13 protein-coding genes and 1 pseudogene are annotated in these 18,082 nt (G+C 70.8%); 6 read left to right on the plus strand and 8 right to left on the minus strand.

All coding sequences use genetic code 11. The annotated features are described in order from the left end of the window. Window positions 1-15 precede the first annotated feature (15 nt). A complete protein-coding gene (locus SSPS47_RS33505) occupies window positions 16-882 on the plus strand; it encodes a tyrosinase family protein (RefSeq protein WP_164254168.1) in 867 nt (288 codons plus the stop codon). Between the two features lie 156 nt (window positions 883-1,038). Here SSPS47_RS33505 and SSPS47_RS33510 read toward each other — a convergent pair whose 3' ends face one another. Next, on the minus strand, window positions 1,039-1,311 hold the full coding sequence (locus SSPS47_RS33510; RefSeq protein WP_147877932.1) for a chaplin: 273 nt from the start codon (window positions 1,309-1,311) through the stop codon (window positions 1,039-1,041). Between the two features lie 220 nt (window positions 1,312-1,531). On the opposite strand from SSPS47_RS33510, the gene SSPS47_RS33515 reads away from it, so the two are divergent. The 4 genes and pseudogenes from SSPS47_RS33515 to SSPS47_RS33535 all read left to right on the plus strand — a co-directional run bounded on the left by SSPS47_RS33515 (window position 1,532) and on the right by SSPS47_RS33535 (window position 9,286). Then, window positions 1,532-3,028 carry an MFS transporter gene (locus SSPS47_RS33515; protein ID WP_164254169.1) on the plus strand — a complete coding sequence of 499 codons (1,497 nt, stop codon included), beginning with the start codon at window positions 1,532-1,534 and terminating at the stop codon, window positions 3,026-3,028. Continuing rightward, window positions 3,025-3,744, plus strand: coding sequence for a TetR/AcrR family transcriptional regulator (locus SSPS47_RS33525; protein WP_239065174.1), 720 nt, complete (start codon window positions 3,025-3,027; stop codon window positions 3,742-3,744). Before SSPS47_RS33515 ends, SSPS47_RS33525 begins: the two co-directional genes overlap by 4 nt. A 122-nt stretch (window positions 3,745-3,866) precedes the next feature. Continuing rightward, a pseudogene (locus SSPS47_RS33530) lies at window positions 3,867-5,537 on the plus strand (SpoIIE family protein phosphatase); the annotation flags it as partial. A gap of 284 nt (window positions 5,538-5,821) precedes the next feature. After that, window positions 5,822-9,286 (plus strand): phosphodiester glycosidase family protein, encoded by a 3,465-nt coding sequence (locus tag SSPS47_RS33535; protein ID WP_239065175.1) that lies wholly within the window; start codon window positions 5,822-5,824, stop codon window positions 9,284-9,286. A 69-nt stretch (window positions 9,287-9,355) separates the two neighbouring features. Here the strand turns inward: SSPS47_RS33535 and paaI are convergent, their stop codons facing one another. The 4 genes from paaI to SSPS47_RS33555 form a co-directional block, all read right to left on the minus strand. Then, window positions 9,356-9,778, minus strand: a complete 423-nt coding sequence (gene paaI, locus SSPS47_RS33540) for a hydroxyphenylacetyl-CoA thioesterase PaaI (protein WP_164254170.1) — start codon at window positions 9,776-9,778, stop codon at window positions 9,356-9,358. Between the two features lie 268 nt (window positions 9,779-10,046). Further along, window positions 10,047-11,423, minus strand: coding sequence for a cytochrome P450 (locus SSPS47_RS33545; RefSeq protein WP_164254171.1), 1,377 nt, complete (start codon window positions 11,421-11,423; stop codon window positions 10,047-10,049). A 248-nt stretch (window positions 11,424-11,671) separates the two neighbouring features. Then, on the minus strand, window positions 11,672-13,276 hold the full coding sequence (locus SSPS47_RS33550; RefSeq protein ID WP_164254172.1) for an MDR family MFS transporter: 1,605 nt from the start codon (window positions 13,274-13,276) through the stop codon (window positions 11,672-11,674). A 10-nt stretch (window positions 13,277-13,286) separates the two neighbouring features. Then, complete coding sequence (locus tag SSPS47_RS33555; protein ID WP_164254173.1) at window positions 13,287-14,018, minus strand: TetR family transcriptional regulator; 732 nt, start codon at window positions 14,016-14,018, stop codon at window positions 13,287-13,289. A gap of 440 nt (window positions 14,019-14,458) precedes the next feature. Between SSPS47_RS33555 and SSPS47_RS33560 the strand changes: the two genes are divergently transcribed. Beyond that, window positions 14,459-15,604: an acyl-CoA desaturase gene (locus SSPS47_RS33560; RefSeq protein ID WP_164254174.1), complete on the plus strand. Its 1,146-nt coding sequence runs from the start codon at window positions 14,459-14,461 to the stop codon at window positions 15,602-15,604. Here the strand turns inward: SSPS47_RS33560 and SSPS47_RS33565 are convergent. The 3 genes from SSPS47_RS33565 to SSPS47_RS33575 form a co-directional block, all read right to left on the minus strand. Beyond that, complete coding sequence (locus SSPS47_RS33565; RefSeq protein ID WP_239065176.1) at window positions 15,573-16,061, minus strand: hypothetical protein; 489 nt, start codon at window positions 16,059-16,061, stop codon at window positions 15,573-15,575. The genes SSPS47_RS33560 and SSPS47_RS33565 overlap by 32 nt on opposite strands. A gap of 213 nt (window positions 16,062-16,274) precedes the next feature. Next, on the minus strand, window positions 16,275-16,916 hold the full coding sequence (locus tag SSPS47_RS33570; protein ID WP_164254175.1) for a histidine phosphatase family protein: 642 nt from the start codon (window positions 16,914-16,916) through the stop codon (window positions 16,275-16,277). Between the two features lie 372 nt (window positions 16,917-17,288). Then, window positions 17,289-17,996 carry a FadR/GntR family transcriptional regulator gene (locus tag SSPS47_RS33575; RefSeq protein ID WP_147877922.1) on the minus strand — a complete coding sequence of 236 codons (708 nt, stop codon included), beginning with the start codon at window positions 17,994-17,996 and terminating at the stop codon, window positions 17,289-17,291. Window positions 17,997-18,082 lie beyond the last annotated feature (86 nt).

Below are 18,082 nucleotides of genomic sequence, written 5' to 3' on the forward strand. Positions count from 1 at the left end.
GGAGGACCCTCCACGGTGCACATCAGAAAGAATCAGCGCAATCTCACCAGTGCGGAGAAGAAGCGCTTCGTCGCCACGGTCCTGGAGCTCAAACGACAGGGCCGCTACGACGAGTTCGTCCGCCAGCATGTCCAGTACTACCGGGCCGACGGCGACGAGGGGCTGCGGGCCGCGCACATGGCGCCGTCGTTCCTGCCGTGGCACCGCAAGTACCTGCTGGAGTTCGAGCGGGCGCTCCAGCGCATCGACCCCAAGGTGACCGTGCCGTACTGGGACTGGACGACGGACAACACACCCGCCGCGTCCCTGTGGTCGGAGGACTTCCTCGGCGGCGACGGCCGTTCCTCCGACGGGCAGGTCACGACCGGGGCGTTCGCCTACGGGGCGGGCAACTGGACCATCGACGACGGGGTGCTGGAGCGGAAGTTCCTGGTCCGCGCCTTCGGCCGTCCCACCTCACCGATCGCGCTGCCCACCAAGGCCGAGCTGGCCTGGGCGATGGACGAGTCGGTCTACGACGCTGCGCCCTGGGACTCGACTGCCCCGCGCGGCTTCCGCAATCGCCTCGAAGGCTGGACCGCGGCCAGCGACAAGACGCGTTGGCGTAATCACAACCGTGTCCACCGATGGGTGGGCGGCCAGATGCTGGGCGCGACGGCGCCGCACGACCCGGTCTTCTGGCTCCACCACGCCTTCGTCGACCTCCTCTGGGACCGCTGGCAGAAGAAGCACCCGAAGGCGACCTATCTCCCGCAGCGGAAGCTGGGCGGCGGCGATCCCCAGCGCGGACAGGCGATCAGCGTGGACGAGCCGATGCCGCCGTGGCGGACGAAGCCGTCGGAGATGCTCAGCCACCGGAGTCTGTACCGGTACGAGGCCTGAGCAGGGGTTCGCGCGGGCGCGCCCCCGGGCGCCTCGCGCCGACCCCGCCCGCACACCTGGTTCCGCACGCACGACGGCCTCCCGCATCGGATGCGGGAGGCCGTCGTTTCACGCCTCAGTCGCGGGCGGGGACGTATGCCCCCGGGCGGCGGAGGTTCAGCGGCCGTAGCCGCCGCTGTGGTGCTTGGCGTCGGCGTTGACGCACTGGTTGCCGAACGCCGGGTTCAGCAGGCCGATCACGTCGATGGTGTTGCCGCAGAGGTTCACCGGGACGTGCACGGGCACCTGGACCACGTTGCCGGAAAGGACTCCGGGCGAACCGGCGGCCACAGCCTCGGCGCCGGCGTCGGCAGCGGCCATACCGGCACCGCCGGCCAGCACGGCGCCCGTGCCGGCGAGAACAGCAGCTGCCTTCGCAATACGCGACATCAAGTTTCTCCTTGAACGTTTCGAGCACAGCCGCACCATTCGCGGCCTTCACGCACGTTCAACGCGCAAACTCACCCCCGGTAACGAAATTGATCCAATCGGTGAGGAAATGCCATGCGACAAAGGGGTGCACGCGTGTTTACCCTCGGGGTGAACGCTTGTGCACCCGGGGCCGTACGGGGTCACGGACGCCTCCACACCGCAGACGACCGGAGAGCAGATGTCCGCAGCAGCAATACCGGAGCCCGGACCGGCACCGGCACTCGAACCCGTGGAGGGCCGGCGCCGCCGCTTCCTCGTCGCGGTGCTCGCCTTCTGCGGAGTAGTGGTCGCCGTCATGCAGACGCTGGTCGTACCGCTGCTGCCGCACGTGCCCGCCCTGACGGGCAGCACGCCGGCGGCAGCGAGCTGGCTCGTCACGATCACGCTCCTGACCGGCGCCGTCTTCACCCCCGTGCTCGGCCGTGTCGGCGACATGTACGGCAAGCGCAGGGTCCTCATCGCCTCGCTGGGTGTCCTCGTCGCCGGTTCGGTCATGTGCGCCGTCAGCTCCCACATCGGTGTGCTGATCGCCGGCCGGGCACTCCAGGGCGCCGCGCTCGCCGTCGTTCCGCTCGGCATCAGCATCATGCGCGACGAGCTGCCGCCCGCACGGCTGCTGTCCTCCGTCGCCCTCATGAGCTCGACCCTCGGGATCGGCGCCGCCGTAGGTCTGCCGGTCGCCGCCCTCGTCGTCCAGAACTTCGACTGGCACACCATGTTCTGGGCCTCCGCCGTGCTGGGACTGATCGACATCGTGCTCGTCCTGTGCTGCGTCCCGGAGTCACCCCTGCGCTCCCGAGGCCGGTTCGACGTCATCGGCACCCTCGGCCTGTCCGCCACCCTCGTCAGCCTGCTCCTCGCCGTCACCCAGGGCGCGGACTGGGGCTGGACCTCCGCCCGCACCGTCGGACTGCTCGGGGCCGCACTGACCATCGGTCTGCTCTGGGGCGCGTACGAGCTGCGCACCACGTCTCCCGTGGTCGACCTGCGGGTCTCCGCGCGCCCCGCCGTACTGCTCACGAACATCGCGGCCCTCCTCACAGGCTTCGCCTTCTACGCGAACTCCCTGGTCACGGCGCAGATGGTGCAGGAGCCCACGAGCACCGGTTACGGAATCGGCGCATCGATCGTCGTGGGCGGACTGTGTCTGCTGCCCGGTGGTCTCGCGATGGTGGCGCTGTCGCCGGTATCCGCACGGATCTCCGCGAAGTACGGCCCCAAGACGGCCCTGGCGCTCGCCGCCGCGGTGATGGCCGTCGGGTACGTGGTGCGCTTCTTCACCAGTCACAGCCTGTGGCCGATCATCGGCGGCGCGACCGTCGTCGCGGCGGGCACCGCGATCGCCTATTCGGCCCTGCCCGCGCTCGTCATGCGGGCGGTACCGGCGGGCGAAACCGGAGCGGCGAACGGACTCAACACCCTGATGCGGTCCGTGGGGCAGGCCTTCTGCAGCGCGGTGGTCGCCGCCGTGCTGGCCAACATCACCTTCCAGGCGGGCGGCCGTACCGCGCCCACGCTCCACGCCTATCTGCTGGTCTTCCTCATCGCGGCCGGCGCGGCCCTGCTCGCCCTGGCGGTCACCCTGTGCCTGCCGGGCCGCGCGGTGGCGGCCGAGGCGGGTACCGTCGGCAAGGAGCAGACAGCAAGCCGTACGTTCGCCGAGGAGGGCGCGTGACGACCGGACATGCGGCCGACGGGACGACGGTCCCGGGGACGGACGCGGGCGTCGGCCCCGACCCCGACCCCGACCCCGACCCCGACCCCGACCCCGGCCCCGACCCCGACCCCGACCCCGACCCCGACCCCGACCCCGACCCCGGCCCCGGCCGTCTCGCGATCCTGCGCGCCGCGCGCCGCGCGTTCACCCAGCGCCCGTACGCCGAGGTGACCATGCGCGGCATCGCCGCCGACGCCGGCGTCAGCGCCTCGCTCATCGTCAAACGCTTCGGCACGAAGGAACGGCTGTTCAACACCGTCGCCGACTTCGGCCCGGCCGCCGACAAACTCTTCGCCGCGCCCCCCGCCGTCCTCGGCAGGCACCTGGTGATCACCATGGTCCGGCTGCGGCGCGAGAACCACTCGGACCCCCTGCTGCGCGTCGTCTTCTCCCTCGGCAACATGGACGAGCGGACCCTGCTGCGCGAGCGCTTCCGCGAGCAGGTCACCGCCCGGCTGGCCGGCCTCATCGGCGGTGAGCGGAGTGAGCTGAGGGCGGAGCTGATCACCGGCCAGCTCCTCGGTCTGGGCGCCACCCTCAGCCTCCACCGCCCGGGTGCGGGGGAGGAGGCCACTGAAGAACTGCTGGCGGACCTCTACGCCCCCGCGCTCCAGCGGCTGATCACCGGAGAGCCCGACCACCCCGACCAGGGGCCCGGCCGGGCCGGCCGCTGAGCGTCGGCGCGAGCCCGGCACGCCCGTCCGCTTGCGGTCGGTGCCGGTGCCGCGCACACAATTGACATCAGAAGGCACAGAACGAACCGACCCGCCGTGCCCGCGAATGGGAAGAGGGGCCCGTGAGTGTCGACCCGCCATCCGGCCTTCCGCTCCCCGAAGGGTCGGAGCCGGACTGGCCCGCCGGACCCGGCCTCACCCTCGCGTACAACCGTATGGGCAGCTTCGACATCGATTTCGTCCGCGAGTACATGCACCTCGACCCCGGTGCCCTGGAGGTGTTCGATCTCCGCCCCGACGAACACGACGGCAGCATGGAGGTCCCCAGCCGGGTGCCGCCCGAGGAACTGGAACGCCTGGACACACTGATCCAGCGGGCGCTGGACAAGGGTGGCAGCATCTACGGCGCGTACTTCTGGATCCACTGCCGCGACGGGTCACGCCGCTGGCTCCACACCCAGGGCCATGTCCTGCGCGACTCGGAGGGCCGGCCCCGCCGGGCCATCGGCATCGTGCGCGACGCGACCCGGGAACTGGACGACGCGGCCAAGCGCACCGAGATGGTCGAGACCCGCCGCCGGCTCACCGACATGGTCCGCCGGGTCACCGCCCTGCTGGCCCGTGCGACCACCGTGCGGGACGTCACCGACGCGCTCAAGGACGCCGAGGCACTGAGCAACCTCGGCGCGGTGAGCGTGATGCTCGGCATCGTCGAGAACGGACATGTGCACACGGTCACCGAGGGGCGGCTGGGTCTGTACGTCCCCGAGCTGCAGTACACACGGATCGACGCGCGGTTCCCGATGAGCGAGGTCGTCCGCACGCTACGGCCCCGGTACATCACGTCACGTGAGGAGTTCCGGCGCTCCTTCCCCCCGCTGTGGCACCACATCCGGCATCTCCCGGTGGCCTCGGGCGCCTATCTCCCGCTGATCGTGCAGGGCAGGACGATCGGCGCGCTCGGAATGCTGTATCCACGGCACGGCGGCTTCAGCGGCGAGGAACGCAACCTGCTGGTCACGCTCAGCAGCAGCATCGCTCAGAGCCTCCAGCGCGCCATGCTCTTCGAGCAGGAGCACGATCTCGCCGACACCCTGCAACGCGCCATGCTGCCGCATCACATCCCCGAGGTCCCCGGCGCCCGGATCGCCGTCCGCTACCGCGCGGCCAGGGCCGGTCGTGACGTCGGCGGCGACTGGTACGACGTGGTCCCGCTGCCCGGCGGCCGGGTCGGACTGATGATCGGCGACGTCCAGGGCCACGACACGAACGCGGCCGCCGTGATGGGGCAGCTGCGGATCGTGCTGTGGGCGTACGTCTCCGAGGGGCACCCGCCCGCGACGGCGATGGCCCGCGCCTCCACCTTCCTGCACGAGCTGGACACCGACCGCTTCGCGACCTGCACATACGTGGAAGCCGATCTGTCGACAGGAGCGCTCCAGATCGTCCGGGCCGGCCATCTCGAGCCGATGGTGCGCGACGCCGACGGCAGATGCGTGACCCTCGACACCGAGGGCGGACTGCCGCTCGGGATCACCAACACCTCGCGCAGGCGGGGCGGCGCCGACTACCCGGTCACTCCGGCGGCCCTCGCTCCCGGGGAGACGCTTGTGATCTACACGGACGGACTGGTGGAGCGGCCGGGGGCCACGCTCGACGAGGGACTCGAACGGCTGGCACGTGCCGTACAGGACGGTCCCGCCGGCATTCAGGAACTGGCGGACCGGCTCGGCGAGATGGTGGGGGAGCACGGCGGTGGCGGCGACGACATGGCCCTGCTGCTCATGCGCAGGGACCCCACGCCGCGCGGCAACTGACCCGCGGACGGCGTCCGCCGCGCGACACGGGAGCCGCCCTCGTGGGATCCGCACGCCCTCCACGTCTTTCTGACGCATCATCAGTTTCATTCGATGGATTACGCCGGCACCTCGGCAGGCAACCCCATGTCACCTCCGCGGTGCCCCCTGTTCTTCCCGACGTGTCCGTGAACCTCTGGCGAACCGGGACACACACGGCGATGCTGGACGGCTGACAGCGCTTACTATCCGCGCCAACCCCCCGTACTACAGGAGAACTTGTGGGCCCAGACATTGCCCGCCGGTCCGTCGTGCTGCTCGCGGCGGTCACCGCACTGACAACGGGAGCCATCACCCCGTCCGTCGCCGACTCCAGCCCCGACCCCCGTCCGCGCAACGCCGTCGAGGTGCTGCGCCCCGTCGCGCCACCGCCCGCCAGCAGACCGGCCGGAAGCCCCAGATCCGTCGTGGACGGCGACGGCATCGAGACCGCGCGCGGCACCCGCCCCATCGCGCCGGGCGTCAGCCTCACCTCGTACGACCGCCTCGAATCCGACAAATGGCTGCGCGTCGACGCGCTGTCGGTCGACCTCGACGCCGGCGTACAGGCGGACTACCTCTCGTCGGGCAGGGTCGCCGACCGCCGCAGCGTCTCCGAACTCGCCGCCGGGCACGACCCCGGCAAGGGCCGCCGCACCGTCGCCGCCATCAACGCCGACTTCTTCGACATCAACGAGACCGGCGCCCCCCAGGGAGCCGGCATCAAGGACGGCGCCCTCACCCAGTCGCCCGCCGCCGGTGCCAACCGGGCCGTCGGTATCGGCCCCGAGAACGCCGGACGCGTCCTGGAGCTGTACTTCGACGGCACCCTGACCCTGCCCGCCGGACCGCACCCCCTCGCCGCGTACAACGCCGCGAACGTGCCCGTCGGCGGCATCGGCGCCTACACCGCCGCCTGGGGCCAGGCCAACCGCGCGCTCACCGTGGACACGGCGACGCCCGTCGCCGAGGTCGCCGTACGGGACGGCAAGGTCGTCACCGTCACCGACACACCCGGCACAGGTCCGATCGAGCCCGGCACCACCGTGCTGGTCGGCCGCGAGGCCGGCGCCGTACAGCTCAAGGCGCTGCGACCCGGCGACCCGGTGGCCATGGAGTACAGCCCGCGCACCAACGGCGGACCCCTGCCGCACACGGCGGTGGGCGGACGCGAACTCCTCGTCGTCGACGGCGTGGCGCAGAACCACGAAGGCCAGGGAAACAACACCGCCGCGCCCCGCACCGCCGTCGGATTCACCAAGGACGGCAGCGAGATGCGAGTGATCACCGTCGACGGCCGGCAGGCCGACAGCGGCGGTGTCACCCTGACGGAGCTGGCCGCGATGATGAAGCGGGCCGGCGCGTACAGCGCGCTCAACCTCGACGGGGGAGGCTCGTCGACCCTCGTCGCCCGTGAACCCGGCAGCGACGCCCTCCAGGTGGAGAACGCCCCGTCCGACGGCAGCGAGCGCACCGTGCCCAACGGTCTCGCACTCACCGCGCCCGACGGCAGCGGACGTCTCGACGGCTTCTGGGTCGAGACCCGTACGCCGGCCGCGGCCGCGCCCGGCGACGACCCCGTCAGGGGCGGCCACCCCGAACGTGTCTTCCCCGGACTGACGCGCGCCCTCACCGCGGCCGGTTACGACGAGACGTACGGGCCCGCGCAGGGCGACCCGCGCTGGCGGACCGAACGGTCGTCGGTCGGCCGGATCGGCGACGACGGCGTGTTCACCGCACGCCGCAGCGGCACCACCGAGGTCCGAGCGGAACGCGGACGCGCCGCCGGATCCATCGAGTTGACGGTCCTCGACGACCTCGCGCGGATCCGGCCGACCACCACCCGTGTCGGCCTCGCCGACGGCGAGGCCACCGGCACGTTCGGCATCGTCGGTCTCGACGCGCACGGCGCCTCCGCGCCGGTGGAGCCGCGCGACGTGGAACTGGCCTATGACCGCGACCTGTTCACCGTCGCCGACGACGGCAAGGGCGCCTTCACCGTCACCTCCAGGACCGGCGCCGGCGCCGGACGGATCACGGCCACCGTCGACGGCGTGACCACCGCCCTCGCGGTGAGCGTCGGACTGGAGGAACAGCCGGTCTCGGTCTTCGACGACGCCGCCACCTGGAAGTTCAGCCACGCCCGCGCCGCCGGTTCCCTCGCGGCGACACCCGAGGGACAGACCGGCACCGGCCTGAAACTCACCTACGACTTCTCCCTCTCGACGGCGACCCGCGCCGCGTACGCGAGCCCGCCGCAGCAGATCACCGTGCCCGGCCAGCCGCAGTCCTTCACGATGTGGATCAAGGGAGACGGGAAGGGAGCCTGGCCGACCCTGCATCTCAAGGACGCGGCCGGATCGGACCAACTGCTCAGGGGGCCGTACGTCACCTGGACCGGCTGGCGGCAGGTGACGTTCGCGGTGCCCCAGGGGGCAGCGATGCCGCTGTCCGTGTTCCGCTTCTATCTCGCGGAGACCGCGGCCGACAAGCAGTACACCGGCGAGATCGTGATCGACGGGCTGACCGCACAGGTGCCGCCCACCGTCGACCTGCCCGAACAGCGGCCCGCCACCGACCCGTTGATCGACCCGGCAGCCGAGACCGAGGGCCGGGACTGGCACTTCGCCGTGATGTCCGACGCGCAGTTCGTGGCCCGCGAGCCGGACAGCGCGATCGTGGTCCAGGCCCGCCGCACACTGCGTGAGATCAAAGCGGCGAAGCCCGACTTCCTCGTCGTCAACGGCGACCTGGTCGACGAGGGTTCGCCCGCGGACCTCGCCTTCGCCCGGCGGGTGCTCACCGAGGAGCTGGGCGACGAGGTGCCCTGGTACTACGTGCCGGGCAACCACGAGGTGATGGGCGGGAAGATCGACAACTTCGTCGGCGAATTCGGCCCCGCGCAGCGGGTGTTCGACCACGGCGGAACCCGCTTCGTCACGCTCGACACCTCCAGCCTCTCCCTGCGCGGCGGTGGCTTCGCCCAGATCAAGGCCCTGAGCGCCCAGTTGGACGCGGCGGCGGGCGACTCCCGTATCAGCTCGGTGATGGTCATCGAGCATGTGCCGCCGCGCGACCCGACCGTGCAGAAGGGCAGCCAGCTCGGAGACCGTAAGGAAGCGGCGCTGCTGGAGAACTGGCTCGCCGAGTTCCGCCGTACGACCGGCAAGGGCGCAGGCTTCATCGGCAGCCACGTCGGGGTCTTCGACGCCTCGCGCGTCGACGGCGTCCCGTATCTGATCAACGGCAACTCGGGGAAGAACCCCGCGGCCCCGGCCGACGAGGGCGGGTTCACCGGCTGGTCGCTCGTCGGCGTCGACAGGGTCTCCACGAGCGAGCAGTCCGAGGCGCGGCGCGAGCCGTGGGAGGGCGGGCCCGACTGGGTCTCCGTACAGACGCGGGCGCACACCGACGCGCTGAAGCTGGACGCGCCCGGAACGCTGGCTCCCGGACACGAGGCGGCGGTCGCCGCGACCGTCGTCCAGGGGGCCAGAGAGGTACCGGTCGGGTTCCCGATGAGCGCGGACTGGACGGGGTCGCCGAGCGTGTACATCGGTGACCCGGACCGGGCGAGCCGTCGCGACGTGGCGGCGTTCGACCCGGCCACCGGGACGCTCACGGCGCTGCGGCACGGCACGCTCACCCTCGCGGTGACGGTCAACGGCGTCACGGAACGCGCGGAGATCCGCGTCGGGGCCGCCGGATAGGCCGGCCGTACCCGACGAGGAGGGCCCGCACCCGTCACCGGGTGCGGGCCCTTTGCGCGCTGTGGCGGGTCAGTTCCGGTCGCTCCGCAGGGCGCGGCTGCGCCCGCGGAACTCGGCCAGTACGTCGTCCCCGCGCATGACCGTGACGTCGTAGATGCCGCCGCGCCCGAGCCGGGTCCGCTCCCGCGCGGTCGCGGTCAGGACATCGCCCTCATGGGCCGGACGTACGAAGTCGATGTCGGCGCCGGCCGCCACGGTCACCGGACCGTGGCTGTTGCAGGCGCACGCGAAGGCGCTGTCGGCGAGCAGGAAGAGATAGCCGCCGTGGACCGTCCCGTGTCCGTTCACCATGTCCGCGCGCACACTCATCCGCAGGGTGGCCCAGCCGGGACCGGTGCCCATGAGGGCGATGCCGAGGCTCCGCGCGGTCGAATCGGCGGCGAAGTAGTCCCGACCGGGCCCGCCGTCGGAGGTGTCGGCCGCACTGGTCATGCGGCCGATCCTAGGGCCTGTCTTCGAACTGGCGTCTGGCTCACGACGCCTGGCACGCACGCCCGCTGCGTTGTCGGACGCGCCCAAGTGCGCCCAGTACGAGAGCGGTCCTCCGTCTTGCGATCGCACGCACCGGACGCCGTGAGCCCCGCCCTGCGGGCGGACGACGCCAGCTCGAAGACAAGACCTGGTGCTGCGCCGGGGCCGCCGTGCCGGGGCCGCGTGCGGGCGAGCGCTCCGGGCGGCGGCCAGGACCGTCCGCTCCCGGTCAGGCGCTGCGCAGCGTCGCGCGGACCGGGAGACCCGGCTGGAGCGTGAGGCCCGTCTTCGGTGTGATCTCGTCCGGGCCCAGGTCGAGACGGAACCGCTGCGCGAGCGTCGCCAGGACCAGAACCGCCTCGACCGTCGCGAAGCGCGCGCCGAGACACGCCCTGGCGCCGCCACCGAACGGGAACCAGGCGTGGTCGGGCACGGGCCGCGCCTCCTCGTCCCACCGCTCGGGGTGGAACTCGTCGGGCTCGGGGAACCACCGCTCGTCGCGCTGCGCGCTCCACTGACTCGCCCACAGCACCGTCCCCTCCGGAACCGGCCGCCCGCCCAGCGTGGAGCCGTCCTTCGCGATCGCCGTCATCAGCCACACGGGAGGGTAGAGACGCAGGGTCTCCTTGATGATCTGCTCGGTCCAGCGAAGTTCCTTGAAGTCGTCGAAGCCCGGCGTACGGCCGTCCAGCACCTCGGCCAGCTCCTCGGCCAGTCGCTCCCGCGCCTGCGGATTGCGTGAGAGCAGATACCAGGCCCAGGTCAGCGTCGTGCCGGTCGTCTCGTGGCCGCCGATGTAGAGGGTGACCGCCTCGTCCCGGATCTCCTTGTCGCTCAGCCGGTCGCCCTGCTCGTCGCGGGCGGCGAGCAGCCTGCTGAGGAGGTCGTCGCGGTCGGCCCCGTTCCGGTGCCGCTCCTCGGTCACCCGGTTCACCTCGCTGTCGATGACCGTGACGGCCTTCTTGAGCCGTTGCCGTCCCGGCGTCGGCATCCACGACGGGAGGAAGAGTGTGAGGCCCCGGAACTCGTCGCCGATGGCCTGCTGCGCGATGTCCATGGCCGGGCCGATGGTGTCCTCTCGGCCCGCCGTGTCCGTCCCGAAGAGGGTCCGTACGGCGATGCGCTGCGTGAGGCCCAGCATGTCCCGCCGCACGTCGATGTGCTGGCCCGGCTGCCAGGTGTCGGCCAGCGCGGACGCGCAGTCGGTCATCGTGACCGCGTAACTGCGGACCTGGCGGGGGCGGACCACCGGCTGCACCAGCGCGCGCTTGCGCCGCCACGCGGCGCCCTCCGAGGTGACGACGCCGTCGCCGAGCACCAGCTTGAAGGCCCAGCCGAGTTCGGGGTGGCGGTAGTCGGTCTCGACCTTCTTGAGCAGCTCGCCGATGTGCTCCGGCTGGGACAGGAACAGCGCCCGCTGCGGGCCGAGCCGCCAGGAGACCACGTCGCCGTGACCGCGCAGCCGGGCGAAGAAACCGAGCGGGTCACGGGAGAAGGCCGGGAGGTTGCCGATCAGCGGCAGTTGCCGGGGGCCGGGCACCGGCGTGGCGGAGAGGCCCGGTCCGGGCGTGTCATGGCCGGTGGGGGAGGACGTACCCGTGGTCATCTGAAGTCCTTGGCGCTGGAGGCGGCGTACCGGTGTTCCGTACGGCATCAGCAAAGCCGCACCGCGCACCGCGCGCCAGACGACATTCGGCCCGAGGCAGGCGTGATCGCACGAGCGCGGTCCGGATACGGCGGGCCGCCGGCAGGCGGGGGAGGGGCCAGGCGGGCGGGCGCGATACAGAAGTTCCCCCCACCGCCCAACGGCGGTGGGGGGAACGGCACTTCTGTCCGGTTCGGCTCAGCCCCGGCTCAGCCCACCGGCGTCGGCGAGGACTGCTTGTCGCCGTCCGCCATCGCCTGCTTGGCCTCCTCGCCGAGCCGCTCCATGCCGCTGGTCGTCTTGAGCGGCTTCTCCTTGATGAACACCACGGCCACCAGCGCCAGCGCGGCGAACGGGGCGGCCACCAGGAACAGGTCCGCGGTCGCCAGACCGTACGCGTTCTCCACGACCTCCCGCATCGGCGCGGGAAGTTTCGTGACGTCCGGCACGGCGTCACTCGATCCGCCGGCCGCCGCTCCACCGCCCGTTCCCAGGCTCTTGGCGAGCTCCGAGGCGACCCGGTTGGCGAGGATCGCGCCGAGGACGCTGGTGCCGATCGTGCCGCCCATACTGCGGAAGAACGACAGTACGGAGGTGGCGGCGCCCAACTCGGAGGCCGGGACGTCGTTCTGGGCCGCGAGGACCAGGTTCTGCATCAGCAGGCCGACGCCGATACCCAGAACGGCCATGTAGAGGCTGAGAAGTCCGAAGCCGGTGCCGGCGTCGATGGTCGACAGCATGGCCAGACCGGCGGTCATGATGATGCCGCCCGCGATCAGGAAGACCTTCCACCTGCCCGTGGCGCTGATGATCTGGCCCGCGACGGTGGACGAGACGAGCAGACCCATGATCATCGGCAGGCCCATCAGCCCTGCCACGGTAGGGGACTTGCCGAGCGCGATCTGGAAGTACTGCGAGAGGAAGACGGTGCCGCCGAACATCGCGACACCGACGAGCAGGCTCGCGATCGTGGTGAGCGTGACGGTGCGGTTGCGGAAGATGGTGAGCGGGATGACCGGTTCCGGGACCCGCGCCTCGACGTAGACCGCGGCGACGAGCAGCAGCACACCGCCACCGGTCAGTGCGGCGGTCTGCCAGGACGCCCAGTCGAACTGGTTGCCCGCCAGGGAGGTCCAGATGAGGATCGCGGAGACACCGGCGACGATCAGGAACGCGCCCAGGTAGTCGATCTTCACGTCCCTGCGGACGGTGGGCAGGTGCAGCGTGCGCTGGAGCAGCGCGATCGCGGTCAGCGCGAAGGGCACACCGATGAAGAAGCACCAGCGCCAGCCCAGCCACGAGGTGTCGACCATGACACCGCCGACCAGCGGCCCCGCGACGGTGCCGACGGCGAACACCGCGCCGAACATGCCCGCGTACTTGCCCAGTCGGCGCGGCGGGATCACGGCCGCCATCACGACCTGTGCGAGCGCGGTCAGACCGCCGGCGCCGATGCCCTGCATCACGCGGCTGAAGATGAGCAGTTCGACGCCCTGCGAGAACCCGGCCAGCAGGGAGCCGACGACGAACATGCCGAGGGAGAGCTGGAGCAGCAGCTTCTTGTCGTAGAGGTCGGCGAGCTTGCCCCACAGGGGCACCGTCGCGGTCATCGCGAGCAGTTCGGACGTGACGACCCAGGTGTACGCGGACTGGCTGGCGCCCAGGTCGGCGATGATGCGCGGCAGCGCGTTCGCCACCACGGTGCCCGCCAGGATGGCGACGAACATGCCGGCCATGAGCCCGGACATGGCCTGGAGTATCTGCCGGTTGGTCATGGAGGTGGGCGCATGGTCGGGCGCCTCTGTCGCGGTCAAGGTGGCCTTCTTATGATTCCGTGGAACGACGGCCGGACGGACCGTCGTCGGTCTGTGCGGGCGGCTGGCTCAGCCCGGCGGACAGGTGCGTGAAGACGTCCCGGAAGATGTCGGGGAACGCGACGGGCGGAGACTGCGCGTACCAGTGCTCGACGCAGACTCGTACGGCCGTGCCGGCCACGGCGGCGAGCAGCCGCGGATACAGCCCGATGTCGGCGCCGCCGCAGGCGTCGCCGTCGGAGGGCCCGGTGCCGCTCCCGGCGGCGGAGTCGCTCCCCGAACCGCCGGGGTCGAGCCGGTGCGCGATGGTCCGCGCCAGGTCGAGTTCCTCGGCCATGTGCAGACCGAGACCGCGGGCCAGCAGATGCGGGGACTTCTGGAGGACCTTGGCGCGCAGGCTCCATACCTCGTGCCGCCGTTCGACATCGGCCAGTTCGCCGGCCATGGCCTCGCGTACCGCGTCGAGGGGGGACAGCTCGGCCGGGGCGTCCCGTACGGCGCGCCGGATCCGTTCCCCGATCTGCGTGTCCATCACGACGAACGCGTCGTCGCGGCTGTCGAAGTAGTTGAAGAAGGTCCGCGGGGAGACACCGGCGGCGTTGCTGATGGCATCGACCGTGACGTTCTCCGCGCCGTGCTCGGCTGCGAGCCGTACGGCCGCCTCGCTCAGCGCCGCGCGCGTCGCCTGTTTCTTGCGCTCTCGGAGACCCGCTCCGGCACCCTTTGTCGTCACACTTTGCATGGTATGCAAATGTGCAGTCTCTGCAAAATTAATAAGGGGCGCGGTGGTGCCGATGAGCCTTCGGGATGGTATTCGCGCTGTTCAGAAACCGTTTGCGGCTCATTGTCCGTGCGGTGTAAGAATCACAATTGCCGCGCAGGCTACACTGGAGATCAGGAGGCCCCAGCCCCTGACTTTCCGCCGCCCCATGAGTGTGGGCAGCAGCACTGGTCCTCGGTGAGGATGTCAGCGGCATTCGCAGCGGCCATACCCAGTTGTCGCGTCGCCGGAGTGGTCCACGTCCAACCGCACGCAGTGACCGAACTGCGTGATGCAGTCGCCCACCCGTCCACGACCCGGCAGCGCCGTCTTCCCTGGCTTGTGTCCCCACCTGCCAACCTGCCTGCCGCGCCGTCATACACCGGCACACGGTCGTGACCCATTTCGAAAGGCGTGGCCGTATGTCAGTCAACACCGCCGGTACCGTGGAGGATTCCGCGGTACTGGAGCCAGGCGCCGATCTCGCGGGTGAGGCCGCGGAACAGGCGTGCAAGGAGACCGGCAGCGATTTCGCGCGCCTCTCCAAGAAGATCATCGCCGCCGGTCTGATGCGGCGCCGGCCCTGGTACTACACCCTGCGCATCGGCGTCGTCACCGGCCTCTTCGCCGCCGGCTGGGTCGCCTTCGCGCTCGTCGGCGACAGCTGGTGGACACTCGCCGTCGCCGCCTTCCTCGCCGTGGTCTTCGGTCAGGTGGCGCTCGTCGCCCACGATGTGGGTCACCGTCAGGTGTTCCGGCTGCGCAAGGCCAGTGTGCGCGCCGGAAAGATCGCCGGCAACCTCGGCATCGGCATGGGCTACGGATGGTGGCAGGACAAGCACTCCCGGCACCACGCCAACCCGAACCACGAGGAGTTGGACCCGGACGTCATCCCCGACATCCTCGTCTGGACGCAGGGACAGGCCAGGGCCGCCAAGGGGCTTCCCCGTCTGATCGGCCGCTCGCAGGCGTTCCTGTTCTTCCCCCTCCTCACGCTGGAGGGCTTCAACCTGCATGTCGCCGGTGTGCGCGCGCTGGCCAACCGCTCGCTGAAGCAGCGGACTTCGGAGGGCATCCTGCTCTTCACGCACTTCGCGGTCTATCTCGGCGCGCTGTTCGTGGTGCTGCCGCCCGGCAAGGCCATCGCCTTCCTCGCCGTTCACCAGTGCCTGTTCGGCCTCTACCTGGGCTCGATCTTCGCGCCCAACCACAAGGGAATGCCCACCCTGTCGGGCAACGACCGGCCGGACTTCCTGCGGCGTCAGGTGCTCACCTCCCGCAATGTGCGCGGCGGCCGGTTCACCGACATCGCGCTCGGCGGGCTCAACTACCAGATCGAGCACCACCTGTTCCCGAACATGCCGTCGCCGCAGCTGCGCGAGGCACAGCCGATCGTCCGGCAGCACTGCGAGGAGCTGGGCATCAGCTATCTGGAGACCAGCCTGATCACCTCGTACAGCCAGGCTCTGCGGAGCCTGCACCACGCGGGCGCCCCGATCAGGGAATCGGCGGGCGCCGAGGCGGCCGTCGAGGCCGTCATCGAGCCCGGGACGAAGGTCGACGCCTAGGGTCCTCGCTGCCGACCTGGTGGCCGGTGTTCACCCGCACGGTGGCGCCGACCGTGCCCGCGGTGGACAGCGTGGCGCCGCCGTGGACCGCGTACAGGCGTCCGCCGCGCTCGCCGGCCAGCATGAAGAACGGCCCGGACGCCGATTCGTTGAACGTCTGCTTGAGGCTGACGCGGGTGCCGCCCATGCTCGCGATCCGGAAGTAGCCCTCGAACTGCCGGGTGCCCCCGGTGTACGTGGCGTACCGCCGCTCGGCGCGCTGGTCGCCGCTGCCGGTTGAACAGGTGAGCGTGAAGGTCAGGTTGTCGACCTGGCCGCAGCCCCTCTCCTGGACGTTGAAGGAAGGTGACGTCGAGGTCCACCCTCCGGGTTCGACTTCCGCGTATGCGTTCGGCGCCGTCAGCAGCATCGCCGCGGCGGCCGAGAGAACAGTGACGGTGCGCTTGATTCTGGGCACGTCTCATCTCTCCGTTTCGGTGGGGGCATCGCGCTGGAGTCGCATCAGAGTAGAAGTGTCCACGTCAAGCAATAAGAGATTCAGCGGAACTTCACCAGGTTCATGTTCATGAAAGGGCATTGGTTGTGAAAGGCGTATATAGCAACGCCCCGCCGGTCATGCGTGACCGACGGGGACATGTATATGAACAAGTGTTCTGAGTGGGACCGGCTGTCAGGTGCTGTGCGGCAGGTCCTGGACGGGGCGCAGCACACTCTCGGGGAGCGCCAGATTCCATGCGGTGATGACGGGGTTGCCGTGTTCCGCACCGAGCCTGGACACCGTTCCGGTCTCCAGCCGGAACAGCGCGCCCTCGGTCGCGGTGAGCCCCAGATAGCGGGCGGTGAGCACCCGCAGGAAGTGTGAGTGGGCCACGAGCGCGATGTCCTCGTCATCCGCGCGCCCGGCGGCGGCGCGGACCTCGGCGAGTACCCGGTCGGCGCGGGCGCTGACGTCCGACGGGCTCTCGCCCGGGTGGTCGCCGGGGCCCGGCGTGGTCCCGTCCGTCCAGAGGTTCCAGTCCGGCACGGTGCGGCGGATCTCCTCGGTGGTCACGCCCTCGTAGCCGCCGTAGTTCCATTCGTGCAGATCGGGATTGATGCGGGTGGACCGCAGCCCGGCGAGTTCGGCGGTGCGACGGGCCCGCGCCAGGGGGCTGACCAGGGTCACGCCGATCCGCCGGTCGGCCAGCAGGGGGACCAGGGCGCGGGCCTGGTTCTCACCGTGGGCGGTCAGTGGCAGATCCGTGTGGCTGGTGTGCTGCCCGGAGAGCGACCACTCGGTCTCGCCGTGTCTGATGAGGATCAACTCGCCCATGGGTGCTGTCCGTTCGTTCGTACTGGGGTGTACTGAGGCGTACCGGTGGTTCTGATGTGCGGGCCACGCGCGTGTGGCGGAGCCCCTCTCCGGCCGGTCCGGCTCCACGATCCCATCACGCCGCGCTCCGTGCGCCCGGGGGCGCGCCCGGCGCGGCAGCGCGTGCCCGTGCTGCGACTCACAGGCCCCCCACCAGGCAGGGGGAACACCGTGACGTGGTTGAGCGTTCATACATACGTGGTCGCGGAGGGAGACGTGACGGCTCCGCGACCACCCCGAAACGAGCCCCGGCTGGTCCATCCCCCGAACCAGCCGGGGCTCTCGCTGTCGGCAGCCGGGGCGGACCCGGCGCGGCCCCGGGGGCCGTACGGCTCAGACGTCGTCGCCCGGATTCCAGTCCAGCAGGCGCACCTTCGCCACCGTGCGCACATGACGGCGCATCGCCGTTGCCGCCGCCTTGCCGCGCTGCGCCTCGATCGCTTCGAGGATCGCCCGGTGCTGGGTGAGTGAGCGGTGGGGGCGGCCCGGCTGGCGCAGCGACTCGTTGCGGCTCTCGGTGATCTGCTCGGCGATGGAGCGCATGAACTCCGCCAGCAGACCGCTGTGGGCCGCAGCCGTCACCGCGGCGTGGAAGAGCCGGTCGCCCTCCACGCCGGGACCGCCCGCCTCGATCTCATCCGCCATGTGGCCGAGCGCGTCCCGCATCGCGGTCAGATCGTCGGCGGTACGGCGCTCGGCGGCCAGTTCGGCGAGTTTGGTCTCCAGCGCCTCGCGCGCCTCAAGGACGTCGGGCAGCCGGCGCTTGCGTTCCACGAGCCGCTCGACCGGTTCGGCGTCGAGGCTGTCGCGGACGAGATACGTACCGCCGCCGTGCCGGACCTCGACCAGTCCCTGCACTTCGAGGACGACGATCGCCTGCTTCACCGACGCGCGGCTGACGCCGAGGCGCCCCGCGAGTTCACGCTCGGGCGGCAGCCGGTCGCCGGCCCGCAGAGCGCCTTCCGCCACATGGTGGCGGAGCCTGTCGAGGACCTGTTCGTACAGTCGTGGCCGGGTCATCGGCCGCAGTGCGTCGGACACACGAACCCCCCATAACTGGTCGTTCGCAGCCTAACACCGGCGGCCAAGTGGCTGAGCCAATTCCTGTCGAATCCCTTGACGCCTCG

Source organism: Streptomyces sp. S4.7, from assembly GCF_010384365.1.
GTDB lineage: Bacteria > Actinomycetota > Actinomycetes > Streptomycetales > Streptomycetaceae > Streptomyces.